Annotated in this window: 11 protein-coding genes; all 11 read left to right on the top strand. The window is 32.2% G+C overall.

Annotated features, from left to right (window positions below; all coding sequences use genetic code 11):
• Window positions 1–380, top strand: a 380-nt coding sequence (locus B0E44_RS15805; RefSeq protein WP_131828091.1) for an acyltransferase, incomplete at its 5' end; no start/stop codon positions are given.
• Complete coding sequence (gene neuB, locus B0E44_RS15810) at window positions 377–1,417, top strand: N-acetylneuraminate synthase (protein ID WP_077377463.1); 1,041 nt, start codon at window positions 377–379, stop codon at window positions 1,415–1,417. The genes B0E44_RS15805 and neuB, both read left to right, overlap by 4 nt.
• Before the next feature lie 256 nt (window positions 1,418–1,673).
• Complete coding sequence (locus tag B0E44_RS15815) at window positions 1,674–2,093, top strand: endonuclease domain-containing protein (RefSeq protein WP_077377465.1); 420 nt, start codon at window positions 1,674–1,676, stop codon at window positions 2,091–2,093.
• 282 nt (window positions 2,094–2,375) lie between these two features.
• Window positions 2,376–3,497 (top strand): UDP-N-acetylglucosamine 2-epimerase, encoded by a 1,122-nt coding sequence (gene neuC, locus B0E44_RS15820; RefSeq protein ID WP_077377468.1) that lies wholly within the window; start codon window positions 2,376–2,378, stop codon window positions 3,495–3,497.
• On the top strand, window positions 3,497–4,897 hold the full coding sequence (locus B0E44_RS15825) for a UDP-glycosyltransferase (protein WP_077377470.1): 1,401 nt from the start codon (window positions 3,497–3,499) through the stop codon (window positions 4,895–4,897). The genes neuC and B0E44_RS15825 overlap by 1 nt, the downstream gene beginning before the upstream one ends.
• Before the next feature lie 48 nt (window positions 4,898–4,945).
• Complete coding sequence (locus tag B0E44_RS15830; protein WP_077377472.1) at window positions 4,946–6,379, top strand: MBOAT family protein; 1,434 nt, start codon at window positions 4,946–4,948, stop codon at window positions 6,377–6,379.
• Window positions 6,379–7,257, top strand: a complete 879-nt coding sequence (locus tag B0E44_RS15835) for a hypothetical protein (RefSeq protein WP_077377475.1) — start codon at window positions 6,379–6,381, stop codon at window positions 7,255–7,257. Before B0E44_RS15830 ends, B0E44_RS15835 begins: the two co-directional genes overlap by 1 nt.
• Before the next feature lie 4 nt (window positions 7,258–7,261).
• Entirely contained in the window at window positions 7,262–8,407 is a 1,146-nt protein-coding gene (locus B0E44_RS15840) for a glycosyltransferase family 4 protein (protein WP_077377478.1), read from the top strand.
• A gap of 2 nt (window positions 8,408–8,409) precedes the next feature.
• Window positions 8,410–9,951, top strand: a complete 1,542-nt coding sequence (locus B0E44_RS15845) for a glycosyltransferase family 2 protein (protein ID WP_077377481.1) — start codon at window positions 8,410–8,412, stop codon at window positions 9,949–9,951.
• 174 nt (window positions 9,952–10,125) lie between these two features.
• The gene (locus B0E44_RS15850; protein ID WP_077377484.1) at window positions 10,126–11,664 is read left to right on the top strand and encodes a hypothetical protein; all 1,539 of its coding nucleotides are present in this window, start codon (window positions 10,126–10,128) and stop codon (window positions 11,662–11,664) included.
• Window positions 11,665–11,715: 51 nt separating this feature from the next.
• Window positions 11,716–12,077 (top strand): hypothetical protein (locus B0E44_RS15855; RefSeq protein ID WP_131828092.1); only part of this gene is annotated, 362 nt, incomplete at its 3' end.

Below are 12,077 nucleotides of genomic sequence, written 5' to 3' on the forward strand. Positions count from 1 at the left end.
TATCTATATTCTATAATGTTCAAATCAAATATTTTACTTCATCCTTTTATTCTATTTTATTTTCTATTCTTATTTTAAATTTAACTTCTAATTTAGGTAAGATCAAAAGTTTAGAGAATAAAATCTTTATTTATTTAGGAAAAATTTCATACGGTTTGTATATGTATCACCAAATGATGATTGTATTATGTATTCACTTTCTCCAAAAATGGAGTGTTGTTAATGATTTTTTAATATATGTATTTTCAATTCTTGCTACAATATTAGTTTCTGGTCTGTCATATCAATTTATAGAAAAACCTTTTCTTAACTATAAGGAACAATTTTTGACTAGTCATAACTCACAACGTATAACCAATACTCCAAAACACATTTTATGAACCCATATATAGAAATTGCAGGACGAAAAATAGGTCTTGATTATCCGCCATTAGTTATTGCCGAAATTGGTATCAATCACGAAGGTTCTTTGCAAGTAGCTAAAGAAATGGTAGATGCTGCATATAGATCGTGTGTTACCGTTGTTAAACATCAAACCCATATTGTGGAGGATGAAATGAGTGGAGCTGCCAAAAAAGTAATTCCAGGTAATGCTGATGTGTCTATTTATGAAATTATGGAGCGTTGTTCCTTGAACGAAGCCGATGAATTGGAATTGAAAAAGTATGTTGAGAGTAAAGGGATGATATTTATTTCGACTCCTTTTTCGAGAGCAGCAGCCGAGCGATTGAAAAAGTTTGATATTCCAGCTTATAAAATAGGTTCTGGGGAGTGCAATAATTATCCTTTATTGGAACATATTGCATCTTTCGGAAAACCAGTTATTTTGAGCACGGGAATGAATACGATTGAAAGTATTCGCAAAGCAGTAGCTATTTTTGATAAGCATAAAGTTCCGGTAGCACTATTGCATACCACTAATTTATATCCGACACCAGTTCATTTGGTTCGTTTAGGAGCCATGACTCAAATGCATGAAGCTTTCCCCGATAAAGTATTTGGTTTGAGTGATCATACGTTGAATAACAATGCTTGTTTGGGGGCTGTGGCTTTGGGAGCTAGTATTTTGGAGCGCCATTTTACGGATCATAAGGAACGCACAGGGCCGGATATTGTATGCAGTATGGACGAACGAGCCACTAAAGAATTGATTGTAAATTCGAATGAAATTTGGCAAATGCGAGGTGGTGTAAAAGAACCAGCGCAAGAGGAACAAGTGACTATTGATTTTGCTTTTGCCACTGTTTGTGCTATTTCGGATATAAAGAAAGGAGAATTATTTACCAAAGAAAATATTTGGGTGAAACGTCCTGGGACTGGGAAGATTTTAGCGGAGCATTTTGATTCTATTTTAGGTAAAAAAGCTACTCGAAATATTGGTAATGATGAGCAATTGAGTTGGGAGGATGTTGATTGAGTTAAACACACCCCTAACCCCTCTCGAGAGGGGAACTAGAAGTGCAAGTAAGACGCATTTGTAAATAAAATTTTAAACAAGAAATTTAACAGGAGCATATTTCTCTCCCAAGTCGAGGTTATGAGTGTGAACAATCAAATTTTGTAAAAGTAAAATTTCAATTAAAAACCTTCATATGAAACTTTGCAATAAGGTATTCCCCTCTCGAGAGGGGTTAGGGGTGTGTTTTTATATAATCAAAAACATCTATTAAACAATGGTTAAAAGAAAAATCATTCCCTATAATCCAAAACTGAAAGAGTTTGCAAGACAATTGCGAAATGATTCTACAAAAACTGAAATTTTTCTTTGGTTAAAATTAAAAGGGAAACAGATGTATGGATACGATTTTCATCGTCAAAAACCGATTGATAATTATATTTTAGATTTTTTTTGTTATGAATTGATGTTGGGTATTGAAGTAGATGGATATTCTCATGAGTTATTAGAAGTCTATAATAAAGACACTGTAAAAGAAAAACGAATGAATGAATTGGGTATTTCGGTTTTACGATTTAGTGATGAACAAGTTTTAAGAGATATGGAAAATGTGTTGCGGGCTATTGAGCTTTTTATAGTTGAATATGAGAAACACACCCCCAGCCCCTCTCAAGAGGGGAGCGAGAAGTGCAAATAACGGGTATTTGAATATAGAAAATTTGTTTTAAACTCTAAAGAATGTTAGCAAAGAGATTTTTGTTTTTGAGAAAGGGGCTAGGAGTGCAAATAATCGAAATCTAGGAATAAAGGACATACTTAAAACTCTCTAAAGGTGATACTTTTCAAAGAAGTATTCCCCTTTCAAGAGCGGAGTTAAAAGTGCAAATAATAAAAGTTCATTAAAAATCTTAAATATAAATGTTAGCAGGTACATATTCCCCTCTTGAGAGGGTTGGGGTGTGTAATATTAAATATATAAATGAAAAAAATACTATTCCTGACAGGAACGCGTGCTGATTTTGGCAAAATAAAATCACTGATTTCAATTTTGGAACAACAATCCGAATTTGAAGTTTTTGTAGCGGTTACCGGCATGCATTTACAGGAAGAATACGGATATACCCTGTTGGAAATACAACGTTGTGGTTATAAAAATATACATACGTTTCAGAATCATACCCATGAAACCACTATGGATTTGACTCTGGCTAAAACAATTGAAGGACTTTCTGAATATGTAAAAAATGTGGAACCAGATTTAATTTTGGTGCATGGTGATCGAGTAGAGACTTTAGCAGGGGCTATTGTGGGTTCTCTGAATAATATTTTGGTAGGCCACATCGAAGGTGGCGAAATATCTGGAACTGTAGATGAGCTGATTCGTCATAGTGTAAGTAAGCTGAGTCATATTCATTTTGTTTCCAATGCAGAAGCAGCCAAAAGATTACGGCAGATGGGCGAGATAAAAGAATCTATTTTTACCATTGGCTCACCCGATATTGATGTTATGTTCTCCGAACACTTGCCGAGTTTAGAATTGGCCAAAGAATACTATCAATTGTTTTTTGATAACTACGCAATTGTAATGTTTCATCCTGTCACAACAGAGATAAAAGAAATGGATCAGTATGCCTCAGATTTTGTTAATTCATTATTGGCAGATACTCATAATTATATTGTTGTTTTTCCTAATAATGATTTGGGAAGCAAAACTATTTTGGAAGCCTATGAACGATTAAAAGGGAATCAGCGATTTCGGATTTTTCCCTCGTTACGATTTGAATATTTTTTGACATTATTGAAGAATTCTCAATTTATTATAGGAAATAGCAGTGCCGGAATACGGGAAGCGCCTTATTATGGAATTCCAATAATCAATATTGGCACTCGTCAGCAAAATAGAGCGGTGCATGCTGAAATTATAAATGTGGATTATTCTGGAAAGAATATTTCGGAGGCCTTAAGGAAGATTGATTCTCATAAGGTAAAACCAACCGTTGCTGATTTTGGTGAAGGAAATAGTGCCGAGTTATTTTTGGAATGTCTTCAAAAAAAAGAGTTTTGGCAAATGAATCATCAAAAACAGTTTAGAGACAGATAATGCAAAATAATAAAATATTCATCCTCTTGCCAGATGGTATAGGTCTACGCAATTTTGCGTATTCAGATTTTCAGGCTATAGGGTTACAAGAAAATTTCGATGTTGTTTTTTGGAATAATACTCCATTTGATTTGACTAAATTAGGTTTTAAAGAGATAAAGATTCAAAACTCCAAATCACATCCACTTACGGAAATCTACAAAAATGCCCGCAAGCAAATAGAGTTGAATCTTAATATTCGAAGAACCAGAGACACTGTTTATGATACGTATCGATTTCCTTTTTCGTATGCGACAACTGTAAAAGCTGTAAAAAGTAGTATAACAGAGTTGTTGTCTTTTACCCATTCTTCTTCTTTCGGATTAAAGCGCATTCGAAAAAAAATTAAGCAAGAAGAACGAAAAACACTTTATTACCATCAAAGTTTAGAAACTTTGCAAAAAGAACAACCAGCTATGGTTTTTTGCACCAATCAGAGACCTATGACGGCAATTGCACCGTTATTGGCGGCTCAAGATTTAGGAATTCCCACTGTAACTTTTATTTTTTCCTGGGATAATTTGCCAAAAGCCACAATGGTAGTAGAAACGGACTATTATTTTGTATGGAGTGATTTAATGAAAAAGCAGTTACTGTTTTATTATCCTTATATCGAAGAAGAAGAAGTCTTTGTTACGGGAACTCCACAATTTGAATCTCATTTTGAGAAAAGTAAGATACTTTCAAGAGAAGTTTTTTTTGAACAAAATAATTTAGATGTCAATAAAAAATACATTTGCTATTCAGGTGACGATGTTACTACATGTCCAGATGATCCAAAATACTTGGAAGATGTTGCCATCTCCATTAGAGAATTGAACCAAAAAGGAAATGCATTGGGAATTGTTTTTCGACGCTGCCCTGTTGACTTTTCGGATCGATATGACAAAGTACTTGATGATTACCGAGACGTAATCACTCCGATTGCTCCTATTTGGAGTAAAATAGGTGAGGGTTGGAATACGGTTTTGCCAACTCACGCAGACATTGATTTGCAAATGAATACGATAGCTCATACGGAACTGGTTGTAAATTTGGGGTCATCCATGGTTTTTGATTATGCCGCCCATGATAAAGCTTGTGCTTTTATTAATTATGATGTAAAAAATAAAACACTTAAAGATTGGTCCGTCAAAAAAATATACAATTACGTGCATTTCCGTTCGATGCCTAATAAAGAAACGGTTTTGTGGATAAATAGCCCAGATGCCATTGCTTCAATAATCGAGAAAGGATTAGTTAAAGATTCTTCAGTTATCAAGGGTGCTCAGGAGTGGTTCAAAATCATCAACCAGCATCCTCCGCAAGAAGCTTCCAAACGCATTTGGGAAGGAATAAAAACCATAATTTCTAAAGATTAATCCCTTTCTTTGCACTTCAAAATAAGATACAATTTTTTACAATAAATTATGTTTTTCAATTCCTTGGCTTTTGCCATTTTTTTGCCCATAGTGTTTTTCCTGTATTGGTTTGTTTTTAATAAAACTAAGAGTACTCAAAATGCACTCCTCATCGTGGCCAGTTACTATTTCTATTCCTGTTGGGATTGGCGTTTTTTGTTTCTTTTGGTTTTTTCAACGTTTTTAGATTATTATACTGGAATTAGGATTGAAAAGAGCAGCAATGATAAAGGGAGAAAGTTCTGGTTTTGGCTGAGTATTATTATCAATTTAGGTTTTCTGGGGATTTTTAAATACTATAATTTTTTCTCAGCTTCGTTTGCACAAATGTTGACTACAGTTGGTTTTAAAGCGAGTCCTATTTTATTGGATGTGATTTTACCAGTTGGGATTTCTTTTTATACATTTCATGGGTTATCTTATGTAATCGATATTTATTTTAAAAGGATAAAAGCCGAGTATAATTTTGTGGATTATTCGCTTTTCGTGAGTTATTTTCCACTTCTGGTGGCAGGCCCAATTGAACGGGCTACCCATTTATTGCCCGAAGTAAAAGTCAAAAGAACTTTTGATTTTAATCAAGCCAAAGAAGGTGTTTGTCAAATTATTTGGGGACTGGTCAAGAAAGTCGTTATTGCCGACACTTGTGCTACCTATGCCAATGCTATTTTTGATAATTATTCTTCAATGAATTCTTTGTCGCTTATTTTGGGTGGAATTTATTTTGCATTCCAAATTTATGGTGATTTCTCAGGATATTCCGATATGGCGTTGGGGATGTCAAAATTGTTTGGATTGGAATTGTTGCGTAATTTTAATTACCCTTATTTTTCAAGGGATATAGCCGAATTTTGGCGCCGTTGGCACATTTCACTTTCTTCTTGGTTTCGTGATTATCTCTACATACCGTTGGGAGGTAGCAAAGGCTCCAAAGTGATGCAGGTTCGGAACGTCTTTATCATCTTTGTGGTAAGTGGTTTTTGGCATGGTGCCAATTGGACTTATCTGGCCTGGGGGTTTCTCAATGCGGTATATTTTTTACCTCTTTTGTTATTGAATAGAAATCGAAGCAATATAGATGAAATTCAACTGAGCTGGAATTTGGATTCGCTAAGGATAATAGCCAGTATTGTAATGACTTTTTGTCTAAGTACAATTGCCTGGATATTTTTTAGAGCCAAAACCATAACCGATGCTTTTTTGTATTTGAAACGAATGGTTGTAAACGGTCAATTTGCCTCTCAGTATCTTACAAACGAGCGTTACAATTATGAACTATTGTTGATGGTTGGCCTGTTTGTATTGGTTGAATGGAATAATAGAACCAAAGTGGAGCCTATTTCGGGTAAATACAACACATTGAAATTGGCTTTGGCTATAACTGCCATTATCGCTTTTGGAACCTATTCTGATTATAAAGAATTTATATATTTTCAATTCTAATGCAAAAGTTTTTACAATTTACTTTAAAAATACTGGTCTTAACAATAGTAATTGCTGTTGTTTTAGATTTTTTATACACTGTTGTTTATCTGCAATCGAGTAATAGAGGCAAAATAGATCACGTTTATAATACAAAAAACGAAAACTTTGATGTAGTTATTTTAGGTTCTTCCAGAGCCAATAATCATTTTGTTGCCCAAATGTTTGAAGATAAAGGATTGAAAACCTTTAATTATGGAATGAGCGGCGGTCATTTATTTGAAGCTTCTCTACTTTTGAAATTAATGATGGAGCGGCATTATAATATAAAAAATGTAATTCTAGAAGCCGATTTAAATTTATCGAATAAGCATAGAGATAATGGAATTTCAAGTAAATTTTTGCCCTATTTACATCAGTCGGAAACTGTAAAAAAGCATTTTTCAAGCGAAGATGATTTTTTAGAATTGTATTATATTCCTTTTTATAGGTATATAAAATTTGATGGGCGTATCGGTTTTCGGGAATTTTACAATACGAGTTTGAAAAAACCAACGAATATTTTAGATAACAAAGGTTATTATCCTTTAATCAATCGAAAAGGGAATATGAAGAATAATATTGTCAATCTAAAGCCTTTAGAGCACAATAAATATTTCGAAGAAATCAAAAAAATTTGCAAAGACAATAATATCAATTTTATTGCGGTGATGACCCCAATGTGTGAAAACACCAAAGGAATTAATTATTTTGAAAAGGTAAAGAAACTATACCCCGAAATTCATAACTATGAAAATGTAGTAGTGGAGGATAAATATTTTTCATCCTGTGGACATATGAATGATACTGGAGCGAGAGTATTTACCGCAAGAATTTTGAAAGACTTTTTTAGTAAATAAAAATATGCATATAGCCTTTTTAACTCCCGAATATCCACATGAGCGTGTACTTCATGCTGCAGGAATAGGTACAAGTATTAAGAACTTGGTAATGGCTTTGGTTAAAAAAGGGGGTACCGTTTCCGTTTTTGTTTATGGGCAATCCGAAACCGCTGTTTTTGAGGAAGAAGGAGTTAAAATTCATTTGATAAAAACTCAAAAATATAAAGCGTTTGGTTGGTTTTTTCATCGAAAATACATTCAAAACTATCTGAATAGATATATCGTTTCGGAAGGAATTGATTTGGTTGAAGCTCCCGATTGGACTGGAATTACTGCTTTTATGAATTTAAAAGCTCCTTTAGTCATTCGTTTTCACGGAAGCGACACCTATTTTTGTCATTTGGAACAAAGAAAACAAAAAGTTAAAAATTTTTGGTTCGAAAAATTAGCGATTGATAGCGCTCAGGCCTATATTGCGCCAACCCATTTTGCAGGAGAACTGTCAAAAAAGCTTTTTGATATCAAAAATAAAACAATTCAAACCATCCATAATGGATTGTATTTGGATCATTTTCAAAATATGGATCCTTTAGGATATGAGAATGGTTTGATATTATACATTGGAACGATTATTCGAAAAAAAGGAGTGCTGGAATTACCTACTATTTTCAATAAAGTAAGAAAACAATATCCTAACGCACGTTTGGTTTTAATAGGTAGTGATTCTTATGATATTCAAACGAATTCTATATCGACTTGGGAATTAGTGGAGCAAGAGTTTGAAAGTGAAGATCTAAAATGCGTTTCTTATTTGGGTGAAATTCCGTATCAAGAAGTACAGGATTACATAAAAAAAGCAAATGTTTGTGTTTTTCCAACTTTTGCAGAAACTTTAGGAATGGTAACAATCGAATCCATGGCGTTGCAAAAACCAGTTGTTAACAGTAACATCGGTTGGGCACAAGAATTACTTGTTGATGGGGAAAGCGGGTATTTAGTGCATCCTAAAGATTACGATGAGTTTTCCAATAAAATAGTTGGATTATTGCAAGGCGATATTTTATGTTATACCATAGGAAAAGCAGCCCGAATAAGAATAGAATCTGTTTTTGATATTGAAAAAATAGCTGAACAAAATGTAGATTTTTATAAATCAATAATAGGTTAATTTTGATTATAGTATATCATAAAGAGAGTAAGATTACCAAAGTAATTTCGGTAGATAAAAGTGAAATATCTTTTGCCAAAAATAAATCTATTGCTTTTGGTTTATTGCAATTGGCAGAACAATTTCCAGAATCAAAGCTGATATGGTGTCATGAAGAGTATCAAGAGGCGCTTAATTTGGAAGAGATTGATGAAATAATGCATCACAATAGAATGATGCTATCTTACAATCCAAGTAGCAGCAATTATATAGGTTCCAAAATTGGCTATGTGGAGGAATCTTTATTTATCAAAATAAATAAAAAAGTAACGTATCCTACTTGGCAAATGAGTAGTTTGGTTGGTGTTATTCATGCTTCGATACTTTTGGCGACTAAAGAAACCATAAAAAGGGACTCTAGTTTTGATTATTATTTAAATTCAATTGCCAAAGTTTGTAAACCACAGGGTTTGTTGTGTTATTCTGAACCTAGATTATTAAAAAAACACTTTTTAATTTCTTATCCCAAAGCCTCGATTTTTACACTTTTCAAATTCATAAAACAACATTATAAAAAACGATGGATCGTAATGTTGTTCCTAAATTTAATTATTTATGAACGTCAATTTCATTTAGTAGCTTTTTTATATGCTTATTTTTTCAAGAATAGGAAAAAGAAAAAAACGAGTATTGATGCTGTTAAAGTCAACTCATCTCTCACAGTTATAAATAATGCTACTATAGATGTTATTATCCCAACTATTGGGCGAAAAGATTTTTTGTATGATGTGCTGAAGGATTTAGCCCAGCAAACTCATTTACCAATTCATGTAATTATAGTAGAGCAAAATCCACAAGAGGGGAGTGTTTCAGAATTGGATTACCTACACAATGAGGCTTGGCCTTTTGTTATAAAACATACCTTTACCCATCAAGCAGGTGCCTGTAATGCAAGAAATTTGGCATTGAGTCAAGTAGAAAGTGAATGGGTATTCTTAAGTGATGATGACATTAGATTTGAATCAGATTTGATAGAAAAGGTGTTTAAAGAGGTAAAACAATATGGTGTTTTATGCTTAACGACAGCTTGCTTGAAAGTTAATGAGCATATCCATAATTTAAATGTCCATCAGTCTGGTATTTTTGGATCAGGGAATAGTTTTTTGAAAGCAGATTTAATAAAAAAAGTATCTTTTGATAAATGCTTGGAATTTGGATATGGAGAGGATACGGATTTTGGATTACAATTACGAAATTTAGGAGTCGATGTCATTTCTTTTCCGGAAATAAGTATTTTGCATCTAAAAGCTCCAATGGGTGGATTTAGAATAAAGCCAACTTTTGAATGGAGTAATGAAGAGATACAGCCCAAACCTTCCCCTACTGTTATGTATGTGAAAGGCAAGTATAATTGTAGGGAACAAACAAACAAGTACAAAACCACTTTGTTTTTTAAGTATTATAAACATCAAAGTATTAAAAATCCAATTCGTTATTTAAATCATTTTAATAATAGGTGGGATAAAAGTTTGTTTTGGGCAAATGAATTAAAAAAGCGAAAGTAAAAACTTCCGAGATTATAGCTTGAGTGAGAATTATATTTGCTGCCGATTGAGCACTTTATATTACAACAATAAATTTAATAACAAACAATTATTTTGATAGAGTCTATTTCAATTTGTACACCATCAGGGAAAAGCGTAATCCCTTTTGATAAAAGTCAAAAGAATAAAGTTGAAATGGATATTTCAAATTTTTTGATTCCAAAAATCAATTCATTTTATATTGAAATACGATTTTATCAGCCCATAATCGAATTTAGAAACCACGATTATCAATGGGTAAATTGTAATAGTGATAGAATAGCCAATGAGTTTTGTCCTAAGATTATTAAATTAAAAGATGGAACACTAGTACAGGGCAATAGGAATATCGGGATTTGGGAGGTTAATAAAAAGCAGAAAAAGGTATTGTTGTGGCGTTTTAATCCCGAGTACGCCTCTTCGTTAACAAATTACATTAAAGATCAGAACGAAGTTACAATTCAATCAGCAAATCAAAATTTTAATTGGAAGCAAAATCTAGCAATTTTGTTTTCTAAGAAGAATGCAATAGAATTTAGCCGTTCAAAAATCCCATTTACTGCAATAGCTTGTTTTACGGATCATTGTGATTTTGACACGTCAGAAAATTTAAAAATTCAGAGGGCATTTTTTAAACAAAATAATATAAAGATTACAAAAGGTTTTTTTTTAAATCATTTTTCAAAGCGTACCGATAATGCATCGTATGAAAACGATACTATTGAGTTGAAACAATGGGAAGATGATGGTCACGAACTGTGTTATCATTCGCTTTCTCAATCAATAAAATCGGAGAGTGAAAGCAATAGTGATTTTTTTAACTATATTCCGCCAAATTTTGATATTCCTACTTGGATAGATCATGGCTATCAGCCTTATAATTTGTCGTTGTTTAAAAATAAAAAAATAACGGAGGCAGATTATGAATCTAACTTAATAAATAAAAACATTAAAATTCTGTGGAATTATATTGACTCTGGTAAAGCAACAGTTGGGGTGATCAATCAATTGAATACGAAACAATTTACACTGTTAAGTTTCTTAAAAGGAAATAAAGGATTACGTTTTTCGAAACAGTTGCAATTGATGACTAAAAATATGATGTTTCATTTCTATGGTGATCAAGAGTTAATTTTGAAATACAAAAGTATTGCTGGGAATTTTAAAAAAGTAATTTATCAAAGGGATAAAAGTAAATTTTATGCCTTATTAAAGGATGGTTTAAGTTTAGTGTTTAGTATTTTATCTGTTTTTGTTTTTTGGAATACTAATAAAAATAAAGTTTATAAATTGGCAAAATACAGCCCTATTTTATTCAAGCATACCATTTTTGAGAAAGAATTTTATATTTTCCAGACGTTAAAAATGGTTAATTTTGAAAAAGCACTATGCAAAAAGAACATTGAATCGCTTATAAAAGAAAAAGGGGTTTTTATTGCTCATACTTATTTTTCGGTACCTATGAAGTATCACAAAGGAAGGTTGTTTTATAGTGCGAATGAGATTAATTATATAGTTGAGGAAAATTTTAATTTTTTAGGTTCTAAAATTCTAAATCAAGAAATTTGGAATCCTACTTTAAAAGAATTGGTTGGTTATTGGTCTGGTTTTGAGAGTGTATTGCTTGATGTTGATAAACTTGGAGCCATAGTTGTACAACACGAAAAGGATATTATTTATAGAGAAGTACTGTAATTCTTCTGAATAAAGTTCTGAAAAAAAATAATTTTAATTTAACAATAAAAGATGAATCATAAATTTAAAACAATCCTGTTTAAATCACTGACTTTATTGCCAAACAAAGTGGATGATTTTTTTTACCATAAAATTCAAATGTTCTTTGATAAAACGACATTAGACAATAGGTTAAAAAGTGTCGAATCTACTTATTTAAGATTGAATGCTATTTTGAATAAATTAGAAATAGACTTAAAAGATAAAACTGTTTTTGAGTTTGGATCTGGATGGTTCCCTAGTATGCCTTATTTTTTTAAATATAATCTTGAGGTTAAAAAAGTAGTGACTTTTGATATTAATGAACACTTTCAAAGAAAAACTATTTTAGAGTTGAATGAGATATTTTCAAAAAAGTATGATTGTAATATAGA

The sequence above is a fragment of the Flavobacterium sp. A45 genome, from assembly GCF_002001005.1.
Classification (GTDB): Bacteria; Bacteroidota; Bacteroidia; order Flavobacteriales; family Flavobacteriaceae; genus Flavobacterium.